The organism is Leuconostoc kimchii IMSNU 11154 (assembly GCF_000092505.1).
In the GTDB taxonomy this organism is placed as follows: Bacteria; Bacillota; Bacilli; order Lactobacillales; family Lactobacillaceae; genus Leuconostoc; species Leuconostoc kimchii.
The window spans coordinates 1-23,275 of record NC_014132.1 but is presented as its reverse complement, the minus strand read 5'-3'; the positions used below and the strand labels follow the sequence as shown (position 1 = coordinate 23,275).

The following is a 23,275-nucleotide window of genomic DNA, read 5'->3' as shown; positions in this document are numbered from 1 at the left end:
TATCTGTATCTCAACTTATTTTGAATGCTAATATAATTTCTCATCGTATTAAGTTATGACCAATATTCCCTGTAAGCAAACTACACGCGCTTTTTTGGTAACAATTTTAATAAATCTACACTGGTATGGATTGCTCAGAAGTCAATAAATTGGACTATTTTTATTTGCCACTTATTATTTTGATAAGTCTAACTATTGCTTTTGGCATCAAAAGTGTCTTAGCGATATTGGTACTAATTATTCTGTCACTTACATTAGCATTATTTATTGCAAAATAAAAAGCAAAGCTTTTATAAAAAAAGTCTTTACCTTTTATTTTTCCCAAGTCATACGATACTCTTTTGAATCAGTCTCAGTATCCATACCTACACTGTCTATGATAAAATCTTTATTCTCATAAAAATTAACGGCATTAATATTATCTACATAGACTGAAAGTGTTAATTTGTCGTTTATTTGTTTTAGGTAATTAATTAATCGGCTACCAACACCTTGCTTTCTGTAGTTCATGTCAACAAATAATCCAGCTATGTAACCATCTAATTTGCCTAAAAAACCGATAATTATTTCATTATTCCTATACAAAAAAATATTTGCTTCAGGCAACATTTTTTTAATGTTCACAAATTGATTTTTCCAATACTGAGCGGGAATAAATGAATGTGCTTGTAAATTGCCATTCAACCAAATCTGTGCCAATTGTTCTAAATCCCTGTCTGAAAAACTGTTTAATTTTGTAATCATTGTAGCCCCCTTTTTCCTAAAACAAGTTTAATAAGAAATAGGAGAGGATTCAATTATCTAAAACTAGGAAATGATATTAATTAATCATATACTTTCATTTTACGGACTGAATAAAAATAGTCCATTTTTTTAGTATAAGAGCAACTATTAAAGCTTTCGATAACTTCAAAGATGATTCTACACATACTATCTACTAAAAAAGGTTAAACCTCGATTGGTTTAACCTTTTTGATTCTTAAAACTTCACTGCATTCTTATCTAACTGATAAACTGACGCCTGAACTTTCATATCATTCTCAGAAATAACGTTTAACTTGGCTCCGTCACTATAAAATCTTTCTGTGAAGGTTCTTTCCCCGTTATTAACGAATATTTCAATTGAACTGGTATCAACGTATAAATGGAATTTTAACTGTTCACTTTTTGACAAAATTGCTTCGCGTTCAGGATCATCTCCCGAACGATTTAAAACAATTCTATTATTTCTCTTATCATATACAACTCTTAAAATTAAATTGTTTTCTTCATTTCTTAGTTCAAAACCGGCCTCATCATTATCTCCAACATTAAGATTTAATTTAGCCTCATAGTTTCTAGAATTAGAAACTATATTCTGATTACCTTTAACCAGGTAATTCTTATTCAATAGTTCTCTGGTTCTTAATTTTTCTAATTCCTTAATTGGTTTCATTTTTAGAATTCCATCTTGATAAATCAATTCTCGTGGAATAGTTAATGCTCCAGCCCAACCATCGGCACTTTCTGGCATTGGACTTTCCCACATATCCATCCAACCAATAACGATTCTTCGACCATCTGGGGTTAAGGTAGTCTGTGTTGCATAAAAATCATGTCCATTATCTAGTTCATTAAAATCTCCACGTTCAAAATTATTATCGTTATAACGATAATTACCTACCAAATAACCTGTTTCATGAAGATTCTTAAAACGTCCTTTATCAGCCTCTATTCCTTGTGGAGACATTAGAAGAAAGTCATTATCTCCTAATCTAAAGAAATCTGGACATTCCCACATATAACCTTCTTTTTTTGTATCTTTTGATTCTGCAACTGGACCTACTAAAATCCAATCAATTAAATTGTCCGATTTATAAAGTAATACTCGACCCATTTCTTGCTTATTTTGGCTTCCTAATATCAAATACCATTTTCCATTGTTATACCAGACTTTAGGATCACGAAAATGTTGAGTATTATCTTCAGGCGCTTGAGATATAATCGGATTATTTTCATATTTTTCAAAATGGATCCCATCTTCACTAATTGCCAAATTCTGATTTTGCCAAAAATGATCCGAATCACCATCTCCATAATAATGATGGCCTGTATAAATCAAATACATCTTGCCATTATAGACAACTGCACTTCCTGAGAAACAGCCATCTTCATCTTCTTTATCTCCAGGAGTAAGTGCTATTGGCAAACTCTCCCAATGTACTAAATCCTTACTTCTAGCGTGTCCCCAATGCATTGGTCCCCATTTAGAATCATTAGGATAATGCTGGTAAAAAATATGATAATATCCTTGAAAATAACAAAAACCATTTGGATCATTAATCCATCCAGATGGTGCCATTATATGGTATCCCAATCTATAACGTGTATTATTTAATTTTATCTTTTTACTTTCTACTTCTTGCATAAATTTCTCCTTAACTTTGAACATGAGCATCAATTGAATTTGTTTTAGTTATTTGTGAATTACCCTTTTTCAGAGTAAACACTGCTATTACTGCAAAGACAAAAACAAAAATACCAAGATATAAATAAGTTATTTTAAATCCGAGTGAATCATACATTTTACCTACAAGTGAAGATAACCCAATCGTTCCGATCTGACCAAAAAACTGAAAACCAACCAAATATAGAATAGAGGATAATCTAGCTTCAAAATTGGCATCTAAGTATTTAAATACAGAAACTAACAGAATTGGTAATTCAAATGAGTGAATTAGTTTCATCATTGAAATTAAAATTGGTCCATCAACCAAGCCTGACCCCGTAATTCGAAATGCCATCAGAAATCCTGCTAGCAAAAGTGAATTACGAGCACCAATTTTATTAACAATCTTTGGTGCTAAAAACATCATTCCAGCTTCAAGAAAAACTTGGAATGAATTTAAATAACCAAACATTTGATCACCTAATTTTACTGTTGCAAATTGTTCTGCAAAATAACGTGGAAATTGTTGATCATAAACCCCATAAACACATGTAACACCTAAAACAAAGATAACAAAGAACCAAAAATCCTTTAACTTAAATAAATTGAAAACATCTTTAACGGTAACTGAATCAGCATTCTTAGCTTCAACATCAGTAACTTCAACCTTAGTAGTCAAAATAATTAGGAACATCACAATTGCCGCAATTGATGCGATCCAGAAATTATAACTAGGATTTATGATAAATAATTGTCCCGCAAAAAATGTTGTTACGGCCCAACCTAATGAACCCCACATCCGAGCACGTCCATATTCAAAATCATATTTACGACTGATTTTTTCAATATAAGATTCAACCGCACCAACAGAGGCCAAATATCCAACCCCTAGAAAAATTCCACCTACTATTGCTCCTATAACTACATTAAATTTTAATAATGGTCCATATACATAAATGAAAAATGGACCTGTGAAAATCAAAATACCGCTTAAATAAACTAGTAAATCTTTACGAGTACCTAACTTATCCGAAACATATCCATACAAAGGTTGCATTAACAAAGTGAAAGCTGCGTTAATTCCAAAAATAAGCCCTGTTGCTTCACCATTTAAATGAATTTCTTGACCTAACCAAATTGCAAACAATGAATAACAAGCTGACCAACTGACAAAGAAAAAGAAGAAAAAGGCACTAAGTCTAACATAAGTATTTTTACGCATTATTGATTACTCCTTATTTTGTGTTAACCGGTTGACATTTAATTATTAAAAAATAAGCACTTAACAAAGTTTATTGTAAGCGCTTTCATATTTTATGTCAACCGGTTATCCAAAATTTATACTGTCTTTCCTCTCCAAACCTTAACTGGAAGAACCTTATTTTCCCCAGCATCATTATTAGAAATCCTTGCTACTAGCATATTTACAGCTGTTTCTGCCATTCGATCAATGGGTTGAATAATTGTCGTTAAATTCGGTAATAAAATTCTTGTAGTTTCTGCTCCATCATAGCCCACTATTTTCAAGTCTTCAGGTACTTTGTAGCCCAAATCACCAGCAATATCAATGGCTTGAGCAGCATCCACATCATTAGAAATAAACATACCGTCAACATCTGGATGTTCTTTAAAAATATTCTTTAGAAATTTAGCTTTTTGCTCATAACTAACGTTGAAGTCGACTGTATAAGTTATTGGTTTTAAGCCATATTGAATCATAGTATCTTCATATGCTTGATATCTTTTTTGAGCTGGAGTTTGTAAAGTTTTTGGTCCATTTGTGTGGATAATCACCTTAGCACCATTTTTTATCAGTAATTCTGTAGCCATTTTACCGCCCTGATAATTATCGGATGATACTACGGGAATATCATTATTCATAATTCTATCAATTGCAATAATGGGTAAATTAGCATTTTGATACTCCTTGATACCTTGATTATGGGCTCCAACAATCAACCCATCGACTTGATGTGCCATTAGCTCTCTCAAATATAACCTTTCTTTTTCAGGATCATTCATAGAGTCACCAAGTAAAACTTTAAATCCTTTACTAAAAAGCTTTTTTTCAATAGTGGCAACCAATTGTCCAAAAAAGGGATTATTGACTGTTGGAAAAATCAACCCTACCAATTTTGTTTCCTGCTTAAATAACTGTCTTGCCACAACATTAGGTTGGTAATTTAATTCATCCATCGCATCATGAACTTTTTTAATTGTTTTCTCACTCAAATAACCCCGTTTATTCATCACCCTTGAAACGGTAGTTTTGGAAACTCCTGCTAATTTCGCTACATCATCTATTTTTGCTTTCATTATTTCACCCATTGGTTATATAACTAATTTAATTATATCATGCTGTCTTGAAACAAATTTCTTCAACTTATGACAATAATTTAGTAATTTATTTTGATAAATTTAATTTGACGTAAAAAAACAGAAAATAGTATCGTGTAATATATTGAAAACGATTACCTAAAAATTGAAGGAGAGATTACATTGCTAGTAGGAAGTATTGAGAGAGCGTAAAATATCTTGTGTAAATGCATAAAAGATTTCTAAATCCATAACCGATACGTTTGAGTTTTTTTATCTTTCCAATGGTCTCTTCAAGAGGACCATTGGATTATGACATTGTACAACTATTCTTGACATCAGCGCCCCAATAGTTTAAAAATTGAGTATGGAAAGTATATAATAAAGACTTTGATATTGGAAAATGGAAAAAATTTTCCAATATCAAATATACGTGTATCACATAGTTTAATACAAAAAGTTTTAGGTATAAACGGTTTAACTGTTTATTTGGTTCTGGTGCAAATTTTCCTCGCTGACTTGATTTTAGTATACTGGGTGCCAAGAAACGAGGGATTGCGCGCATGAATCACTTTAAGGGACGCCACTTTCAAAAGGACATCATCTTAGTAGCCGTTGGCTACTATTTCAGATTCAGTCTCAGCTATCGTGACATCGTTGAATTGCTTCGGGATCGGGGTATCACTGTTCATCACACCACGGTCATGCGTTGGGTTCATCACTATGGCCCCATCTTTAAGGCTCTATGGCGTCGGCATCAAACAGCTCACGCTAAAAGTTGGCGAATCGATGAGACCTATATTCGAGTTAAAGGCCGTTGGGCCTATTTGTATCGCGCTATTGACAGTAACGGTTTGACCATGGATTTTGAGCTACGAAAACACCGCGATTATACCGCATCCTATCACTTTTTGAAGCGTCTCTTGACGACCAATGGTCGGCCTGATCGATTAGTCACTGATCAATATCGGGCAACACTGAAAGCAGTGAAGCACCTGATAAAGCAAGACTATTTGAGCAAATCAGCCCACCAATGTTCCAAATATCGAAATAATTTGATTGAACAGGACCACCGATTCATTAAACGTCATCGTGTCCGCTCAGCAAGCTTTCAAAGCATTCGAACCGCTAGTGCAACGTTGAGCGGTGTGGAAATTGTTCACGCAATACGCAAAAGAACCCGACGAGAGTTAAGTCTCATCGGGTTCTCAGTCGTGGACGAATTAGAAGCATTGTTAGCTGCATAACCTTCAACATAGGATCAATAGCTGGTTAGATGGTCATCTCTCACACTGTTTGCACCAGATCAATCAATACTTAGTGTGAGAATAATGATTCAATACAAAGTCGTCACCTCAAAGTTTATTTTCTATAAAGATTTATACTCATTACTTTAAAAGGAAAGGGGATATAACAATAAAATTTTTGAACTATTACGGTTAATTAGGAATTTAAATTTACGAAGTCAGACCACAGGTTAGAAAATATATTATTTTCTGCCATGATATAAAATCCTAATCCTATAAACACAATTGGAATAACCCATCGGCCGTATTTCTCAAGTGTTTCAGAAACATATCTAAATCTTGCTAGACGATAGCCGATTAAACACCAAACCGCAACCATTATAAAGAAAGTAACAACTGTAATGACCAGTTGGTTGTTATTTAAAGTAGAAAAGAATGGAACATAAATTCCAATATTGTCTCCACCATTGGCAAATGTGATAAATGCTACACTTAAATAGAACTTATTAAATTTATTTAAACTAGAAAGAATAGCACCTTCATCTTCATCTTCACCCTTTATAAACAGTTTAACTCCTAAATAGATCGGGATTAGTCCTAGTAAACCCACCCATTGATCAGGAATGAGTGTTACTCCAAATGTAGCTAAAAGACTGATTAAAACTAAAAGTGCAAAACCAAGATATTGACCAATGACTATATCTTTAGGATAAATACGATTTCCCTTCACCGTTCGTCCATTACTTGCTTTAGCTTGTGAACTTGCCTGAGAGAACAGCAACATCAAGACAAAAATGTCATCGATATTGGTTACTATAAAAGACCCTAAAGCAGAGAGAATGGTTAAAATTAAATTCATAAAAAAACTCCTTTTTAAATTGCTCCATAAACGGAATAATAGATATTTAGTTATGTTAGTTTGTTACACATTCTGTTATTCTACCTTATTTGATAGTAGATTTAAAACTTTGCAACAGAACCAATATTGATATGTTTTTACCTCATGTGTATATACACATAGTATGCTCGCAACAAGAACTTTTGTTGTTTTTCAAGTTGTCGCTAACAGCGACTTCTAATACATATTTTTGAGCGCAAACAACTCCATTTTAGAAGTGGGGTGTAAGTGCGCATTCTGATAAATTATTCAAGCAATTTCATCACTTTGAAAAAGTGATGTGTAAGTGCGCATTAAACTCAATTTATTTCGTTTTGCTGACGGATTATTTTGCTTATTAGTATAATTAGACTAGATACCATTTTAAAGACAACAAGGAGCTTAAATTATGGCTGATAAAAATATTTTTTTGGGGAGTAATTTTAATCACTCCTTTTTTGTTTGATTATGTCGCATTTTTGATATCTTTACTATTTATAAAACAATACGAATAATTTTATTTTTGAGGTAATAAGATATAGAATGGTACTAACTTGTCGTTTAATATTCATAAAAATTATGGGGGAGTAGCTGTGATAAAAACCAAGAAAACTACTCTTGTCATTGGGTTGATTTTGGGGGCAGGCTTAGGGTTATATGGCAATATTGATGATGATGTTATGGCTGCAAAAACTGATAGTCAAACAATTAAGGCAGTAAAGCAGGCAAAATCATTAAGTCAACAGTACCAATATAAAGAGGCAAAATCATTGTTATCGGGGCACAAAGGAACAACAGTTGATCATCTAAAAAAGAGTATTAATAAGCAACAGTCAAAGTTGGTCACGTGGGATGATCCGACAAAAATTTCACATCTTTTTTATCATTCACTAATTGTTGATCCTGGTAAAGCTTTCTCATCTAAGCAGGCACAGGGATACAAAGATTATATGGTGACCATCGACGAATTTATGCCGATGCTGAATCAGTTATATGATAATGGCTATGTATTAATTAACTTTAAAGATATCATTTCGATTGATAAACAAGGGAAGGTGACTTTCAAACCAGTCAAATTACCTGAAGGCAAGAAGCCTTTAATTATATCGCAGGATGATGTTAACTATTATGAGTATATGAAGGATTCTGGGTTTGCAGATAAATTAGTCGTCAATAAGCAAGGTGATGTTAAAAATCAATATACCAATAATGGTCAGAAGAAAATTGGTGATTATGACATGGTACCGATTATTGATACCTTCATCAAAAAGCATCCAGATTTCTCATACGGTGGCTCAAAGGGTGTGATTGCTGAAACGGGTTATAATGGGGCGCTAGGTTATCGTTCATCAAAGAGTCAATATGGTGATACAAAAAAGACACATCGCGAAGCTAAGAAAGCGACAAAGGTTGCTAACGCTATGAAAAAGGAAGGTTGGCAGTTTGCATCGCATTCCTGGGGTCATATAAATATGACTACGGCCAGTGTTGATGATATCAAAAAGGACACTGCACTTTGGCAAAAGGAAGTACAACCAATTGTTGGTAAAACACCAGTATTGATTTTCCCATTTGGAGCAGATATTGGCTCATTTACAAATTACACAAATGATAATGCAAAGTACACTTATCTTAAGAGTAGCGGTTTCAGTATTTTCGATAATGTTGATGCGTCACAGACATCATGGGGTCAATTAACAAATGATTATTATCGTAATGCGCGGATAAATGTCGATGGTATTCGTTTACATGAAACAATGACTGGTGAGAACACGGTTCTAAATGACTTCTTTAATACAAAAGATTTTTATCATCGTGATAAATAATGAAGAGCGCGAGACAAAAGTCGTTTATGATTATGTCTCTAATCAATCCAACGAACAAGGCACTGAATTTAATCAACCTCAAGGTTAAATTTGCTTATGAATGAAAAGTATAATAACTTAATTAAGCAACGTGATAAGGCTGAAAAAAAAGATTGAACAAGCTGATTTCAAAGGGCGCTGATTGTGCATCTCAACAAGAGACTGCTTAAATTCTTTTTTGTATCGAATCATATTAAAAAATGCTCCTATGCTATTAGTTTACAGGGCAGAAGAAAATCTGTCCGTAAATCTAGCATAAGAGCAAGCTGGCGTAATTAGCCAAAATCAATTTGATCTAACATCGTTTCGCGACTAGCTTGGTCTAACCCAAGGTAAGTCAGGGTCATGGCTTCACTAGAATGATTCAATAAGTGCATGACTAAACCAATGTTGTAATTCGACTGCGTATATACGCGATAGGCACCTGTTTTACGCATGGTATGCGTGCCTAGATAATTAATGCTTAGTAGATCGCCAACACGCGCCATCACTTTATAAAACTGTTTCTCGGTGATATGGTGATCATGATGGGCTGTCGAGGGAAATAACCACTCAGAATTGATGTTTTCTTGGACCAGCCAATCATGATATTGCAACAAGTCTTGCTGAACAGGCTTTAAATATAACGTGTTTGCTTTACCGGTCTTTTTATCATGAATAAAGGCTGTATTTTTGACAGAGCCGTCTGGATTATAGACATCTGATTTTTTTAATGTCATGACATCACTCACACGTAGTAGCGTGGCCTTACCAACTTGAAAAACGGTGTAATTTCGGCGACCAGCACGGAAACTATCGAGAAGTGTATCTTGTACCATCTTTAAGACGTTGGAGTCTTTGATGGGTAGGACAATTTGTTGCACCATGATTCATATATACCTTTCTGAAATTAAATAATTAAATAAATAATTAATTAAGTAATTAAATTGTTTATTTATTGATGACCAGGACCGTATTTCTAAACTTCTTTTATGGTTTATTATATCACTTAACAAAAAAACAGCCCCCATTATCCAACTAGTAGATAATGGGGGCTGTTTTAATGGTCTTTCCTAGGGGCGATTATATAAAAATAGACCCTCTTGTTGTTAAATTAATGTTCTAATTTTATATGCTAAACCAGGGAAAGCCATTATCATCTTTTCTTTCCAAACCTTTGGATCAACATCAATTGCCATAACAGGAATTAGTGCATTGATATCATCTACTGCTGTTTGGCTAATTTCAGCAGCGCCCACGAGATGATTTTGCTTGTCAAAGACTAATGATAATCGTGCGTGATCATCTGTTCCAGCATAAAAAAAGTCACCTTGAGTAATATCAATATCTTTAATTGAATAATTACTGTCTTCCTTTGCTTTATCAATACTAATTCCAGCTTGAGCGAGTTGGGGGAATGTGAACGTAACGGTTCCAATTACTGGGTACCTAAGAGGTTCAGTTGTTTTATTAGTAAGTAAGGCACTTAAGTAGTCTGCTTCAAACTGTGCCGTAGAGGTTAATGCTGGTACGGTTTTATCAACAATATCGCCCATTGCGTAAATGTTATTTGCTGATGTGGTCAAATATTTATCAACTTTAATTCCGCGGTTGCTATACTCTACACCAGCATTATCAAGTTTCAATGCATTAATTTCAGGAACTCTACCACTGGCATTAATAACTTTATCAAAAGTGCCAAGGTTGCCGTTAGCTGATTGAACCTCATAGCCAGTTTGTGCTTCGGTAACAGCTGTAACATTTGTGTTAAATATAAAATTAATACCAAGTGAGTTTTTCATTTCATCAACTAACTGATGAACGTGTTGGCTGTAAAATCCCTCTAGCGGTTGGCCGGATCGGACAATAACGGTTACTTTAACCCCGGCAGCAGACAACAATGTAGCAAATTCCATACCAACGTAACCACTTCCGATAATTGCGACGTTCTTTGGAGTATCTTCGAGTTCAAAAAGGTTAGTACTAGTAAGTAGGTACTCGTGGCCAGGAATGTTAAGAGGATGCGGCTTTTTTCCGGTTGCGATTACAAAATTATCAGCAGTGATTTTTTTATTATTAACTTCAATGGTATGTTGATCAACAAATGATGCTTCACCCTTGATGGTAGTCGCACCCAGGCCTTCATACATACTTTGCATATTATTTAGGAATGACGCCATAGCCTTATTCTTTTGCTGAATAAGTTCTTTCCAGTCAAGCTTAGCTGGTTGAGTAATTCCCTTACCTTGCAAACGCATTGAAGTTAAGGTTGCTCGTGCTGCTCCTTCTAAGAAAATCTTGGGTTCGCAGCCTTCGTTAGGGCAAATTCCGCCAAACCGATTCTTTTCAACAACCGCGATTTTCTTTCCGCTATTCTGCATTCCCAATAGGAAACGATAAACTGATGGCCCACTGCCAATAACAACGTAGTCAAACTTCATTTATAGCTTCCCTCCATTTATTTTGTTTTCTTCTTATCCTCAGTTTGCTTTTGATGTTCAGCGATAGTACAACCGTCTGGCCCACATACAGCATCATCATTATTATCGCCAAATATTGTATTAAATTGTGGCTTATCTTCGGCCATCGTAAATTCCTCCTAATTTTCTTCTTCTTGAACTCGCTTTAAGGCTTTAACAAAGACTTCATATGGTTGGGCACCACTAATTGCATACTTATTATTGATTACAAAAAAAGGTGCAGCATGAATACCGGATTGTTGAGCCTCCGCCTCGTCATTGACCACAGCTTGATGATATTGGTTAGAATTAAGCACTTTTTCTACTTCGTCTTTAGCAAGCCCAGCTTCCATTGCCGCATTTAATAGCACATCATGGTCAGAAATCGATTGACCATCACTAAAGTAAACTTGGTAGAAGCGTCTAATTACTCGTTCAGTCAAATCAGGATCATTTTTAGCTTCTGCGAATTTAATAATCCGGTGCGCATCCATAGTATTTGTAGGTACTACACTGTCAAGATCCATTGGTAGACCATCGTTATGCGCCATTTGTTCGATGTAAGCCATTTGCTTTTTGGCCTGTGGCTCCATTGCCTTATTTCCCTGAGTGAAGTGATTAATGTATCCTTCATCGGTTTCCTTTGGTGTTGCAGGGTTAAGCTCGAATGATTTGAACTCTAATTCAGTTGTGTCATAAATACCAATTTCCTTCATTGCTCGTTTCATTCGATTAGAACCGATATAACAAAAGGGGCAAGCAATGTCTGACCAATATTTGATTTCCATAAAGTAATTTTCCTCTCTTTAATCTTTAACCGTTTGCCGATGCTTTATGGCTTCGAAATATTCAAAGGCGTTTTGCCCAGCAATACCACCATCGCCAACCGCAGTTGTAATTTGCCGCAGTTGCTTTTGCCGGACATCACCAATTGCATAGATTCCAGGAATTGTTGTTTCCATTTGATCGTTAGTTATAATCCAACCAGCTTGATCGGTAATATTTAAATTATTGAAAATTTGGCTATTTGGAAAGTTACCGACATAAACGAAAACTCCATCAGTGTCTAGAGTTGTATCATCACCGACCTGATTGTTATGGATTTTTACTCCAGTAACATGATTTTCATCACCTAAAATCTCTGTCACACTAGTATTCCAAGTGAAATCTATCTTATCGTTATCAAAAGCACGATTTTGTAATACCTTTTGTGCCCGTAACCGATCGCGACGATGAATGACATTAACTCCATCAGTGACATTAGCTAAGTACAATCCTTCAGAAATTGCTGAATCACCACCGCCAACTACAGTAACATTCTTTCCTTTAAAGAAAGAACCATCACATACTGCACAGTAAGAAACCCCTTTTCCGGAGAACTTTTCTTCACCTGGTACACCTAATTTTCGATTATTAGATCCTGTTGCAATAATTACTGCGCTTGCTACTAACTCGTCACTATCGGTTTGAATATGCTTCATTTGTTGATCATCAACGGTAACGTTTTGGACATCACCATATACAAAATTTACTCCGGCCTTAACGGTTCCTTGATACATTTTCTCACCAAGTTCAGGACCCTTAATTGTTGTAAAACCAGGGTAGTTTTCAATGTCATCGGTGTTGTTCATTTGTCCACCATAAATACCGCGATCAAGCATTGCTACATTTAAATTAGCTCGTGCTGCATATAAGGCAGCGGTCATTCCACCAGGACCGGCCCCAATCACTACTACATGATATTTCCTCATTAAATTTCAATCCAATCTACTTATTAGTCGTCACGTAACGCTAATCCCTTATCCAATGAACGATTAACAATGACTTCTTGTGCATCAATAATGGTTAACCACTATATAATCTAAATGGTCTTGGTCTTTATGGGTTTCAGTTTTCTTATTAAGGAGTCGGACATAACTTTCAGTTGCTAACGTCCCCATACCGCCAAGAATAGTTAAAAAACTCTTCATTAGTTAATAGTGTTGGTAATGAAGTTTTCGACTTCTTCTTTAGTCTTCCGATCTTTATTGACAAGTCTTCCGATTTCTTGCCCATCTCTAAAAATAACGAAGCTTGGAATACCAAAGATGTTTAGTTCTTGAGCCAATTCGGTATTCTCATCACGATCGACACTGATGAAAGTGTAATCTTTGAATTCTTGTTCAATTTCTGGTAGATGAGGCTTGATAAAGCTACAATCAGGGCACCAAGAAGCTATAAACACTAAAATATATTTTCCATTCTTCAGTTTTTTATCAAATTCTTTTTTATTCATTACTGATAGTTGTTCCATTCAGCTTCTCCCCTCTTAACCTAATTAGTATATTGAGCAAGAACGGTTTTAAGTTGGTCCTTACTTTGGAGGCCAACCAGCTTATCAACTACTTGGCCATCTTTTTTGATAATTAAGGTTGGAATAGACATAATTCCAAATGCTATTGGTGTTTCTTGATTTGCATCTACGTCCATTTTAGTGATTTTGACTTTATCGCCAATTTCTTTATCAAGTTGTTCAATAATCGGTCCTTGCATTCGACATGGAGGACACCAAGTAGCCCAAAAATCAGTTAATGTAACACCGGTACTAGTTTCTTTCACAAAGTCTTTGTCAGTTAAGTTCTTAACCATAAGAGTCGCTCCTTTATAGGTAATATTTAATTAAAGTTGTTAATTGTGATTGATCAATAAAACGGGTAATTTTTTCAACGATTCTTCCATCACGCAGCAAAATAGTACTGGGTGCGGAATAAACATTGTATTTTTTTGCTAGTTCTGGGTGAGCATCTGAATTCACTACCCGAACGTTTAAATATGAATTAAAGTCATGGCTAATCTTATTTATTATTGGTCGCTGCGTATAACACTGGGCGCACCAATTATTCTCAAAATTAATTAAGGTTAGCGTTTTATCAATAGTAGACAAGTTATGTCACTGCCTTTCAATCATTCAATTGTTTACTTGAATAGTTTAATAATATCATATACTTTTTGTAAGTCAATATAAAAGCACGATTTAATCAATAAATGACTAAATCGTGCTTAAACTGTTTATTCTGTTATTTTATTCCAATCATAGTGACTTGAATTTAAACTAACTGCGTCAAAACCATTTCTATTTAAGATCTGTGTGGCAATGTTGGAATTAGCACATAGTCTTCCACGGCAATAAACAATAATCTTTTGATCTTTAGGTAATTTGGGCATTGATTCTTTTAATGTTTCCAATGGGACATTAATTGCCGATTGTATGTGGCCTGCTGCATATTCATCAGAAGGTCGTACATCAAGGACAAAGCAATTTTTGTATTCTTCTTGAGCTTGCTTTAACGAAATGGTTTTAACGTTATCTTGAGCGTCTGATTTATCCTGAATTGTTTTCATATCTGAAAGTTCACTGTTACCAATGTCGGTTAATAGGTGCACAAGATCACTAATTTTGGGAGAACTAAGGCTATAAATAATATGATTGCCTTTTCGTTTTGTTTTAACCAGATGACTGTCCTTCAATATTTGTAGATGGCGTGAGGCGTTAGCTACACTTATTCCGACCCCGTTGGCAATAGTTTCAACTGATTTGGGTGCTTGAGTTAAAAGATCAAGAATTTCTAATCGTCGATCACTGCTTAGCCCCTTACCAATTTTAGACAGTTCTTCATATAGTCCATTTTTGTAGTTAACTGCTTGTTCAAACATTTTCTTCCCACCTTTTCAACTATTTTGTTGAATAGTTTACCAATTTTCCTATGAAATTGAAATTCAATATTATTAGTTAATAAATTAATGGGCCTTGTCTTTTTAGATTTAGGAGTCATCCTATAATTATCGACCCTATTTTAGAAAGCTATATTTTGAATTTTGTTCCGTACCTGACGGGCATCACCCGCAACATAGAATTTAACACCATACAACTTTACCTTATCATTTTCGCCAATAACATCGACACGTTCAGGCGAAATACTCGTTAACAAGTCCTCTTTCCATTGGTCTTGCTCGAGCAATTGGGTACCCTTGGGTTCAATATAAACCTGATAAATGTAGGACTCATTAGCTAAATACAGGACAAAGTCCGGTAAGAAACCAGCATAGTGAGACACATCTCCAGCAAATTCATGCAATTTTAGCTTAGTATTACGCTCATCACTACGAATCAGGTAAACATCTTTATACTTTTTTTGCAGCTCTTCAACATAGCCTTGGATCAGTTCGATTAGACTACGTTCCAATTTATCGACAATAGCCTCGTTATAGACAAACCAAGGTGCCTTTTTATAGTCATAGGTTTGAATTAACTCATGAACCCCAGCATCAGAATAGTTCACGGGAACACGCTTCTGATAATCCTGAACGGCATCTTTAATGGGCAACCCAATAAACTTATTGGTTCCGCGTTGGCGCTTATAGTTCATGATTAACATGCGCTGAATATAGGCTAGATATTTTTCAACGACTAATAGCTGTGTTTCTCGACTAAGCACAGCATCTGAACCCGTCGATACCGTCGCTTGGATTTCTTTTATTTGCCCCAACCACTGTGCCTCATGCATAAACTCCGAGATAGAATTTAGCGTCGGCATATATTTTTTCATGGTATTGAATCTGAAGAAAGGATTCCGTGCCATTGCTTTTTTGACGAGGGCATCATCAATCTTTACCAGTCGTGTCTCATTCATACCAGCAACATTTTGTGTATCAAAGGCAGTTGCTTCTAGGGTTGCCGTCTCAATATTGACGGTAGGTAGTTCTGCAACGGGAACACCGTATTTTGCCAACCCATTATATTCACTCTCAGGGACATCTTCGACGTCATTGTAATACAGCTTGCCATATTGATAGACATCGGAACGCTTAAATGACGCTTTAACTGTCGTGGTTAAAATATCAAAGTCTTTATCATCTTCAACTTGGAGCTGCATTGCTTCAAAAGATTTTGTCAGATTATCAATATATTTTTTATCATTAATCGTGTGATAGTGTAAGGACTCTAATATCTGTAATTCTGGCGTGCTATGGTCAAACCGTCGCGTAAACGATGTTGCCTCCTCATAGACGAAGGGATTGTAGCGCGCACCACGACCAATTAATTGTGCCTCACTATTGGTTTGTGTTGACGTAATGGGTTGCTCCCCAATTCGAACAATATCATACAAATTTAAGACATCCCAACCTTCAGAAAGCTTGGCGACGGCAAAAATAGCTCTAAATGGATTGCTTGGTTCTTCTAGGGTATTTAAATTACGTAAATCATTTAAGTCACCTAAAATCCCATTGCTACTCGTATCATTAACGTTAATAGTATTCAGTGGTTGAAAATCACGTTGCAATTCACGTACCAAGCCCCCCATATCAACTGTTTGATAATACGTATACGCTTGGCGCAAAGTAGATGATTGCGTGGTGTTGAGTTGCTTTGCAATAAATTGCGCCAAATCTTCAGTCGTTAATTGATCCACCAGCGTCAAAAATTGATCACGCGCCGCTTTTGAAACTTCAATTTTGTTTGATTTAAATAAAATAACTGGCTTAAAATCTCTTATACCCGCCTGGATTGCCATGCGCTTACGATATTGTGATAACAATACCGCATTCAGCATCTTTTCGTTATCATCAGCATTGGCTTGCAACCGAGCGATTTTCTTTGAATACCCGGCATTTTGAAACTCTTTTAAATCATATTGAAAAATGACCTTATCCCGATATTTTTCGTAAATAGACTCATTATTTAAATCAATCGTAGCCGTGAATTCTAACTGTCGATTAGCTTTATTAGCTTGTCGAATACGATCTAAGACATATTCCCACGCTTTATTTTTTTGATCTGCTTTGCTCTTTGTACCGGCAGAAAAATGATGCGCTTCATCAGCTAGAATAATCAACTTCTGTTTCTCTAAATCACCATAAGTTAAACCATTTTCGCGTGGTGTATTTAATTCATTCGCTAAAGTTTGGATTGTTGTGAGCCGCAAGTAGATCACGCCTGGTTCACTGTTTGTTGGAAAGCGGGTGACTTCTCGCAATTCAATCGGAGTACCATCAATATTGAGTGGTTGTGAAAAGAGATACTTTGGTGACTGGACATTCAGCATGTTTTCACGAGTTTTAGCAATGACCGCGTTTGTATTAACAACAAAAAGAAAATTTTGATAGCCAAATTCATGGTAAAAATACAGCATATCAGCTGCCATCACATCAGTCTTTCCTGAACCCGTGGCCATATGGAATAACAACTGATTAAAGCGACTGGCAACATTGGCATCCTTTTGCGTGTAATTCAAGTTGTATAGTGATTGCTTTTGATAATCACGTAACTGATGTTTGAGATTGTGCTTAATGTAGTCTGGATAAACAAATGCATGTCTGGGTTCGTCGTTTTTTAAAAAGTCATTTGTATAGTCATTAATCTCATGAATAATGGGTAAGACAAGTTCTCGTGCTTTCTTTTTGGCCATTACAGATCACGCTCCCCATAAAAACTCTTGTTAAAGGCGATATCACTATCAGACATCAGCTCTTGTACATCACGATCGTCCATATCACTGTATGCATAATACAACTGATTCTTATCAATGACCTTGACTATCAGCTGCTTTTTATCAGCCAATGCCATGGCTTGGTATTCAGGATCTTGTAGGACTTTTTCAACATCAACTCGGAAATCAAAATCAGCGCCACCTTCAATCATGCGATGAACAACATCTTCTAATTGCTTCGTCGTTTCGGCCTGTTGGACATCTTTGAGATAACCTTGATTCTTTTCCATCAATTCAGCATAGACAAATGAACCGCCGCCTTGCCAGTTAACATCTTTAGAAATCCCACCTTGTTCGCCATCAATCACCTTTTTGAGACGTTCGACAGAAACAGTTTTAATGTAATCCATCTGTTCAACACCGATAAATCGACGGTTCATCTTCATTGCAACGGCTTGTGTTGTCGCAGATCCCATGAAGAAGTCAAGTACTAAATCATTTTCGTTTGTAGATATTTCCAAAATTCTTTTAATGAGTTGCTCGGGTTTTGGATTAGTAAAAACATTTTCAGAAAATAATTCAACTTGATGTTGTGTTGCTTTGGTATTAGTTCCAGCATCATCCCAAATAATCGAATTATTATCTCGCCAGATAGTACTTGCTGTTTTCCCCTTACCAGCCTCTGCGACCTCACTATAATAAGCTTTTAGGGAGGGCTTAGCATTACCATCTTTCCCAAAATATATTTTATTTTCTGATAATAATTTTTCATACGTGCTTTTCTCGGTACGCCAATGTCTACCATTTGCTGGCAAAACATGTCTACCTGATGGAGTTATAATTTCATATTGTAAATTAGCACGGAAATTTGGCGCATCAAATGGCTCTAATCTATACTTCCCTCTGCCATCCTCATCATCATTTTTAAACGTATCTATATCTAACGCCAATCTAAAATCATTTTTCCTTATTTGAGATAAATTTTTTGCATAAACTAGAACATGGTTTGTATTTATTGAGATTAATGCATCAGATGAAATCGATTTTCTTGATTCCCAAGTCACATCGGCTATAAAATTTTGTGAATTAAAAATACTATCCATCAAAATTTTAATATAATGGGCTCCTTCATCAGACATTGTTAAAAACAATGTTCCATTTTCTGCTAAAAGTTCATGCGCAATTTTAATTCTATTTTGAACAAAAGTGAGCCAGCCAGATAGTTTAAAATTCGAATTATAAGTATAGGTGTCTGCTGGTTTTGTCGTCTCAAAAAAATATGGTGGATCAATGAAAATACTCTTCACAGTGCCTGCATATCTGTTTTTCAAACTATGCAAAGCTATCAGGTTGTTTCCCTTGATAATCAAATTGTCATCATTAAAACTATCAGTTGATGCACCAGCTAAATTTTCTTGATCATACTTAGTCGCATTAACAAATATTTTAGGCTCTAATAATTGATCAATTTCAGCTTTAGCTATCGTTTCATGCAAAAAAGGTTCATCAGTATCTTTTTGATCCTCTTTCGTCATACCAGCTTTTAAAACACTATCTTTGAAGGGAAAATCTAGGACTACGTCAGCAGTCTCATCAATAAACTTACCACCAGCAGTAAGGCCAATTTTATTCTCAAATTTTGTATAGCTATCTTGCCAGTATTCTTTATACGTAAACATTTCAATAAACTGGTTTAGCTTAAACAGTTCTACACTTTTATCATCTATAACAATTGACTCCGTATAAGTGTCATGAATTAGTTGATTAGCTAGTAATGCCTTCATCAACATAGGTGTATAAGCATCCAGGTCTTCTATTACTTTGTTGCGCTTTAGAGTGCCTTTATCTGAAAAATAGGTGTTACCAAAATCTTTCAAAATGGACTTTGTTGTCTCCATAACTTTTGAATCAATCATTTTTTTGCCCTCGTTTTTTAAATTGCCACCACTTTTTAGGTTTAGCTTGCGCTTCTGCTGGTTCTGTTTCACTTTGGGGTGACACATCTTTTTCATCCTCACGAATCGGCATCGCTAAGGATTTCAAATCTTTGATTTCTGCTTTGTACTCTTCTAATAGTTTTTTGTCTTGCAAAGCCAATCGTTGTTGCTGATCCAGAAGATTTTGTGTTTGTTTTTGAACGTCTAATAAACTTTTTATCTGTTCATCTTTTTCTTTTATCGAATTTATCACATCTAAGTAAACATCATAATCGACAAGTCTATTTGTCGATTCACTTGTTGGTGACTGGTCATTTTCAAAACCCATAGATTCCTTTATGTTTTTAACATCTCGAGCGTTCAAAACATATCTATTGCCATCCTTATTTGGCGTTTTACTTGGCGATAATTTGGCGATTATTTGTTGAATTCGTTGCTTTGAAACTCCCAATTCATCTGCAAGTTCTCGAATTGTTTTTAAATTTTCACTCATGATCTATATCCTGCCTTTTAACGATTGGTAGATACTGTTCAATCGATTTTTTAAGATACTTAGCAATATTCTTTTTCGAATAGTCATCTTGTTTATCTCGGATATATGCTAAGTGCTCTTTCACGCCCTTTAAACCACGTAACTCTTTTAATTCGTCATAAAGTGGATAAACATTTTTCTGTAACCCGGACAAAATAGTCGTATCCGTTAAATCAATATATGTCAACAAGAAATGTTCCATCAGCAATTTTGTATATGGACTTTTCATCGCTTCATAAACAAGATCTTTTTCACTTTCTTCTTGTCTTATCTTACCGTCAATATAAGCGGGATCATCTAATTTGTAACTAATATCATCTGCAACTTGGTTTTTAGTGATATGAAAGACAATACTTTCAATGCTGCGTCCTTTTTTTACTTTTTCATACGTAACATTAAAGCTGGTATGGTTTGTGATTTCTTTAATCGGATCTTTTAATACTCTTCTTTCAAAATCAGTAAACTTTTTATATTCACTCACCGTATCGGTCGTATCGCGCAATTCTCGAATAGTGATTATCGGATTACGGTAACTTTCCACTTGCTCTTTTCTTCGCCCACCTTTAACGCTGTAATGCTCATATTGGTTGTAATTCATTGATAACCAACGGTACAAAATGATTGCATACTTGCTATTCAATTCAGAAATTTCTGATAAGGCATGTTGCGTAAAATTGGTTTTGAGATTGATTAAATAAGGCATGATTTCGGGGCTAAATCGGATAGTTACTTCATCATGATAATCCGCCCATTTAACATAAGGGATAGGCACAATACTTTCAAATTCATATCCCTTTTCTTTGGCTTTTTTTATCTTAAAAAATGCTTGTTTCTGCATTTTTTCAATTGCTTCTTTAAAACGACTATGTTTATTGCTATCATCCACGTTAAAAAAAGCAAATAACTCTTGCTTGGATAAATAAACTGTCTGGTCTTTCGGGGGATTTTCTGTATCAATTAAAGAGACAGCTAATTCAAACATCTTTAATGGGGTTTTGTCCATTTTGGCAATCGACGTTATTAGACTATTATGTTCAACAACTTTACGTTTTGATAATTCATTCAAGGTCTGTACCTGCCTTGTCTTTGATTCTGTTATAATAGACATATAAATACGCTCCTTTAGGCGTGTTGTTGGATAAGCATAAAGAAAAACTTTTAGACGGGAATTTCTTTATGCTTTTATTATAACATTATATAGCGACAAAATAGTTTAAAACGTCGCTATATACATAGTTTTTTGTCGCTATATACATAGTTTTTTGTCGCTATATACATAGTTTTTTGTCGCTATATTACCTATTAAAACCTTGATATTACTGAATTTCTAACCGCGCAAAAGAACAAAAGATTAAAATATAAAAGATAAACTTATAATAGGCTTTGCCTTTTTATTGAACCCATAAAAAAAAACAAAAGAACCTCTGCGTACGTCAATTTTGTACGTGGGATTCTTTTGTTGAATGATTTCCAATGACATATCACTTGTTATCTAATATGATTGCCCCTTAATAAGTCGATAGAGCCATTTTAACTTGGTTAATGCTGATTTATACGTTTCGTAGCTAAAAACGCTTAGACGGGCAAATAAGTAGGTTTAACGTTAGAGACTAGGTCCTTTAAAAAGATCACGCGTTAATTCAATGATCCGATTGATTAATGCTTTAACTTGTTCGATACCGCGATCTAATCTAGTTGGCGCTATTTTCGTATCTGGATCTGCTCTAGCTGTCGTCAGTGTTTTTAACCATGACTGGGCTACTTTTTTATTTTTTGTGCGTTCTTCATGATCCAGCTTATAAAGAACATACCGAGCCTCCACATCAGTATGCGATAGCTTGTCGACAGCATAATCATTTTTAAGTATGTCTCGCATGGCATAATCCAGCTGTTGCTGTTCGCGTTGCCGCTTCTGAAGCGCTTGATGCGTTTCTTTCAGGTTTTGATAGTCTGCTTGGACGTCTGCTAATTGCGCTTTGACTTGGCCTAACGTTTGCTTGAGTTCTTCTGTCTCATGCTGGCTTTGTAAGGTGGCTTTCTTCATCGTGGCTAACACGTTTTTAAAGCGATCTAAGTCATCTGGTTTAAGCACCGTCTTACCAAAGAGGTTTTTAGATAAGGCTTGTTTAAAATCATCAATTTGTTTTTCGGCTAAGTCAACTTCCGTTAAGGCTTGATCCGTGATTTTAAGTACGGCCTGTTTAGCCCTAATATTGTCTTCAACGTCAGCTAGTTCGTTTTTTAAGGCGTTAAACTGATCGTTGTATTTTTTGATTTCAGCGACATTCTCAAACGGTAAGGTTTTGTGATTTAAAATCCCTTGTTCATAAAAGGGCAGCACCTTTTTTAAATGCTGATCTAAATCATCATGAAAGGTTTGCAGATCATGTCGCGTTAGCACTTCTTTAGCAGATACTTTATAACGTGATTTTTTATCATCAAAAACCACTGGGACAAAGGCATAGTGCAAGTGAGGGGTTGTCTCATCATAATGCACCACCGCGGCCACGGTATTTTCTTGACCATAACGGTCATTGAGAAAATTGCTAGTTGCTTCAAAAAAGGCGCTCTGTTGCTCGTAGGACGCTTCTGTGAGTTCTTCAGGTAAAGTGACTATCCACGTCGCTAACGCCTTCACATCGTCTCTTTTCATGCAATAAACGTCATTTAAACGCTCGTTGAAACGTGAAAGCATATCAGAACCATCAGCCATGAGCTCTTGATTCAGATAGGTTTTCGACACATCAATTTCTTTGTTGGTGTGATGGTCAGTTTTACGTTCAAAATGAACGGCTAAGCCGGGAACTGAACCACGCGTATTTTTCTTTAAATGCGCCATCAAAAATGCCTCCTCGAAAAAGGTTTTCCAAGACCAGTATAACACCGTTAAAAATCTGGTATAGCCTGTTATACCAAAATGCTATTTTGGACAGGCTCTGCGAGGCGAGTCATCGACAAGCGCTGACAGTAGCGTTTCCCCTTCCTACTGGGGAAACTGCTATTTTACAGCGCCTATTATCCGGCTCGTAAAACCTCCGGCGGGTCACGCCGTGACGGGGCAATTTATCATTGCATGATCACCTTCAGTGAGAGCATGTCATGCAGAACGCTACCCGCGTTGGGCAAGCTGGTGTCAGCTTAACCCCATAAAAAAATAAGTTGGGATAG

21 protein-coding genes and 1 pseudogene are annotated in these 23,275 nt (G+C 35.5%); 2 read left to right on the top strand and 20 right to left on the bottom strand.

From position 1 onward, the window contains the following. Positions 1 to 312: 312 nt before the first annotated feature. The 4 genes from LKI_RS00190 to LKI_RS00175 all read right to left on the bottom strand — a co-directional run bounded on the left by LKI_RS00190 (position 313) and on the right by LKI_RS00175 (position 4,744). Positions 313 to 744 (bottom strand): GNAT family N-acetyltransferase, encoded by a 432-nt coding sequence (locus tag LKI_RS00190; protein WP_013102109.1) that lies wholly within the window; start codon positions 742 to 744, stop codon positions 313 to 315. Positions 745 to 979: 235 nt separating this feature from the next. Further along, on the bottom strand, positions 980 to 2,407 hold the full coding sequence (locus tag LKI_RS00185; RefSeq protein WP_013102108.1) for a glycoside hydrolase family 32 protein: 1,428 nt from the start codon (positions 2,405 to 2,407) through the stop codon (positions 980 to 982). Between the two features lie 10 nt (positions 2,408 to 2,417). After that, positions 2,418 to 3,650 carry an MFS transporter gene (locus LKI_RS00180; RefSeq protein WP_013102107.1) on the bottom strand — a complete coding sequence of 411 codons (1,233 nt, stop codon included), beginning with the start codon at positions 3,648 to 3,650 and terminating at the stop codon, positions 2,418 to 2,420. 116 nt (positions 3,651 to 3,766) lie between these two features. Then, positions 3,767 to 4,744, bottom strand: coding sequence for a LacI family DNA-binding transcriptional regulator (locus LKI_RS00175; RefSeq protein WP_013102106.1), 978 nt, complete (start codon positions 4,742 to 4,744; stop codon positions 3,767 to 3,769). A gap of 563 nt (positions 4,745 to 5,307) precedes the next feature. On the opposite strand from LKI_RS00175, the gene LKI_RS00170 reads away from it, so the two are divergent. Further along, positions 5,308 to 5,991 carry an IS6 family transposase gene (locus tag LKI_RS00170; RefSeq protein ID WP_002816607.1) on the top strand — a complete coding sequence of 228 codons (684 nt, stop codon included), beginning with the start codon at positions 5,308 to 5,310 and terminating at the stop codon, positions 5,989 to 5,991. A 196-nt stretch (positions 5,992 to 6,187) separates the two neighbouring features. On the opposite strand, the gene LKI_RS00165 is transcribed toward LKI_RS00170, so the two are convergent. After that, positions 6,188 to 6,850 carry a CadD family cadmium resistance transporter gene (locus tag LKI_RS00165; RefSeq protein WP_013102105.1) on the bottom strand — a complete coding sequence of 221 codons (663 nt, stop codon included), beginning with the start codon at positions 6,848 to 6,850 and terminating at the stop codon, positions 6,188 to 6,190. A gap of 611 nt (positions 6,851 to 7,461) precedes the next feature. Between LKI_RS00165 and LKI_RS00160 the strand changes: the two genes are divergently transcribed. Next, entirely contained in the window at positions 7,462 to 8,694 is a 1,233-nt protein-coding gene (locus tag LKI_RS00160; protein ID WP_013102104.1) for a polysaccharide deacetylase family protein, read from the top strand. A gap of 314 nt (positions 8,695 to 9,008) precedes the next feature. Here the strand turns inward: LKI_RS00160 and LKI_RS00155 are convergent, their stop codons facing one another. The 15 genes and pseudogenes from LKI_RS00155 to mobV form a co-directional block, all read right to left on the bottom strand. Next, the gene (locus tag LKI_RS00155; RefSeq protein ID WP_013102103.1) at positions 9,009 to 9,599 is read right to left on the bottom strand and encodes a site-specific integrase; all 591 of its coding nucleotides are present in this window, start codon (positions 9,597 to 9,599) and stop codon (positions 9,009 to 9,011) included. A gap of 222 nt (positions 9,600 to 9,821) precedes the next feature. Further along, complete coding sequence (locus LKI_RS00150; protein WP_013102102.1) at positions 9,822 to 11,153, bottom strand: dihydrolipoyl dehydrogenase family protein; 1,332 nt, start codon at positions 11,151 to 11,153, stop codon at positions 9,822 to 9,824. Between the two features lie 17 nt (positions 11,154 to 11,170). Beyond that, positions 11,171 to 11,299, bottom strand: a complete 129-nt coding sequence (locus tag LKI_RS11155) for a hypothetical protein (RefSeq protein WP_013102101.1) — start codon at positions 11,297 to 11,299, stop codon at positions 11,171 to 11,173. Positions 11,300 to 11,311: 12 nt separating this feature from the next. Continuing rightward, positions 11,312 to 11,959 (bottom strand): DsbA family oxidoreductase, encoded by a 648-nt coding sequence (locus LKI_RS00145; RefSeq protein ID WP_006844821.1) that lies wholly within the window; start codon positions 11,957 to 11,959, stop codon positions 11,312 to 11,314. An 18-nt stretch (positions 11,960 to 11,977) separates the two neighbouring features. Further along, positions 11,978 to 12,922, bottom strand: a complete 945-nt coding sequence (gene trxB / locus LKI_RS00140; protein ID WP_041773452.1) for a thioredoxin-disulfide reductase — start codon at positions 12,920 to 12,922, stop codon at positions 11,978 to 11,980. A 90-nt stretch (positions 12,923 to 13,012) separates the two neighbouring features. Next, positions 13,013 to 13,141 (bottom strand): annotated as a pseudogene (locus LKI_RS10645) (aspartate racemase); the annotation flags it as partial. After that, a complete protein-coding gene (locus tag LKI_RS00135; RefSeq protein ID WP_006844823.1) occupies positions 13,141 to 13,464 on the bottom strand; it encodes a thioredoxin family protein in 324 nt (107 codons plus the stop codon). The pseudogene LKI_RS10645 and the gene LKI_RS00135, both read right to left, overlap by 1 nt. A gap of 20 nt (positions 13,465 to 13,484) precedes the next feature. Beyond that, positions 13,485 to 13,799: a thioredoxin gene (trxA, locus tag LKI_RS00130; RefSeq protein ID WP_013102099.1), complete on the bottom strand. Its 315-nt coding sequence runs from the start codon at positions 13,797 to 13,799 to the stop codon at positions 13,485 to 13,487. Between the two features lie 13 nt (positions 13,800 to 13,812). After that, positions 13,813 to 14,094, bottom strand: a complete 282-nt coding sequence (locus LKI_RS10640) for a thioredoxin family protein (RefSeq protein WP_081482751.1) — start codon at positions 14,092 to 14,094, stop codon at positions 13,813 to 13,815. A 125-nt stretch (positions 14,095 to 14,219) separates the two neighbouring features. Continuing rightward, a complete protein-coding gene (locus LKI_RS00125; RefSeq protein WP_006844826.1) occupies positions 14,220 to 14,864 on the bottom strand; it encodes an ArsR/SmtB family transcription factor in 645 nt (214 codons plus the stop codon). 140 nt (positions 14,865 to 15,004) lie between these two features. Then, the gene (locus tag LKI_RS00120; RefSeq protein ID WP_013102098.1) at positions 15,005 to 17,617 is read right to left on the bottom strand and encodes a DEAD/DEAH box helicase family protein; all 2,613 of its coding nucleotides are present in this window, start codon (positions 17,615 to 17,617) and stop codon (positions 15,005 to 15,007) included. After that, entirely contained in the window at positions 17,617 to 19,554 is a 1,938-nt protein-coding gene (locus LKI_RS00115; RefSeq protein WP_013102097.1) for a DNA methyltransferase, read from the bottom strand. The genes LKI_RS00120 and LKI_RS00115 overlap by 1 nt, the downstream gene beginning before the upstream one ends. Continuing rightward, a complete protein-coding gene (locus LKI_RS00110) occupies positions 19,547 to 20,068 on the bottom strand; it encodes a MarR family transcriptional regulator (RefSeq protein ID WP_013102096.1) in 522 nt (173 codons plus the stop codon). Before LKI_RS00110 ends, LKI_RS00115 begins: the two co-directional genes overlap by 8 nt. Next, positions 20,061 to 21,215 (bottom strand): RepB family plasmid replication initiator protein, encoded by a 1,155-nt coding sequence (locus LKI_RS00105; RefSeq protein ID WP_013102095.1) that lies wholly within the window; start codon positions 21,213 to 21,215, stop codon positions 20,061 to 20,063. The genes LKI_RS00110 and LKI_RS00105 overlap by 8 nt, the downstream gene beginning before the upstream one ends. 495 nt (positions 21,216 to 21,710) lie before the next feature. After that, on the bottom strand, positions 21,711 to 22,946 hold the full coding sequence (gene mobV, locus LKI_RS00100; protein WP_013102094.1) for a MobV family relaxase: 1,236 nt from the start codon (positions 22,944 to 22,946) through the stop codon (positions 21,711 to 21,713). Positions 22,947 to 23,275 lie beyond the last annotated feature (329 nt).

Bases quoted from the DNA above. Each gene is read 5' to 3' on its own strand.
- LKI_RS00145 (WP_006844821.1), bottom strand. From the start codon at position 11,959: ATGGAAATCAAATATTGGTCAGACATTGCTTGCCCCTTTTGTTATATC.
- LKI_RS00150 (WP_013102102.1), bottom strand. From the start codon at position 11,153: ATGAAGTTTGACTACGTTGTTATTGGCAGTGGGCCATCAGTTTATCGT.
- LKI_RS00185 (WP_013102108.1), bottom strand. From the start codon at position 2,407: ATGCAAGAAGTAGAAAGTAAAAAGATAAAATTAAATAATACACGTTAT.
- LKI_RS00135 (WP_006844823.1), bottom strand. From the start codon at position 13,464: ATGGAACAACTATCAGTAATGAATAAAAAAGAATTTGATAAAAAACTG.
- LKI_RS00125 (WP_006844826.1), bottom strand. From the start codon at position 14,864: ATGTTTGAACAAGCAGTTAACTACAAAAATGGACTATATGAAGAACTG.
- LKI_RS00175 (WP_013102106.1), bottom strand. From the start codon at position 4,744: ATGAAAGCAAAAATAGATGATGTAGCGAAATTAGCAGGAGTTTCCAAA.
- LKI_RS11155 (WP_013102101.1), bottom strand. From the start codon at position 11,299: ATGGCCGAAGATAAGCCACAATTTAATACAATATTTGGCGATAATAAT.
- trxB (WP_041773452.1), bottom strand. From the start codon at position 12,922: ATGAGGAAATATCATGTAGTAGTGATTGGGGCCGGTCCTGGTGGAATG.
- LKI_RS00155 (WP_013102103.1), bottom strand. From the start codon at position 9,599: ATGGTGCAACAAATTGTCCTACCCATCAAAGACTCCAACGTCTTAAAG.
- LKI_RS00105 (WP_013102095.1), bottom strand. From the start codon at position 21,215: ATGTCTATTATAACAGAATCAAAGACAAGGCAGGTACAGACCTTGAAT.
- mobV (WP_013102094.1), bottom strand. From the start codon at position 22,946: ATGGCGCATTTAAAGAAAAATACGCGTGGTTCAGTTCCCGGCTTAGCC.
- LKI_RS00115 (WP_013102097.1), bottom strand. From the start codon at position 19,554: ATGATTGATTCAAAAGTTATGGAGACAACAAAGTCCATTTTGAAAGAT.
- LKI_RS00170 (WP_002816607.1), top strand. From the start codon at position 5,308: ATGAATCACTTTAAGGGACGCCACTTTCAAAAGGACATCATCTTAGTA.
- trxA (WP_013102099.1), bottom strand. From the start codon at position 13,799: ATGGTTAAGAACTTAACTGACAAAGACTTTGTGAAAGAAACTAGTACC.
- LKI_RS00110 (WP_013102096.1), bottom strand. From the start codon at position 20,068: ATGAGTGAAAATTTAAAAACAATTCGAGAACTTGCAGATGAATTGGGA.
- LKI_RS00120 (WP_013102098.1), bottom strand. From the start codon at position 17,617: ATGGCCAAAAAGAAAGCACGAGAACTTGTCTTACCCATTATTCATGAG.
- LKI_RS00190 (WP_013102109.1), bottom strand. From the start codon at position 744: ATGATTACAAAATTAAACAGTTTTTCAGACAGGGATTTAGAACAATTG.
- LKI_RS00165 (WP_013102105.1), bottom strand. From the start codon at position 6,850: ATGAATTTAATTTTAACCATTCTCTCTGCTTTAGGGTCTTTTATAGTA.
- LKI_RS00180 (WP_013102107.1), bottom strand. From the start codon at position 3,650: ATGCGTAAAAATACTTATGTTAGACTTAGTGCCTTTTTCTTCTTTTTC.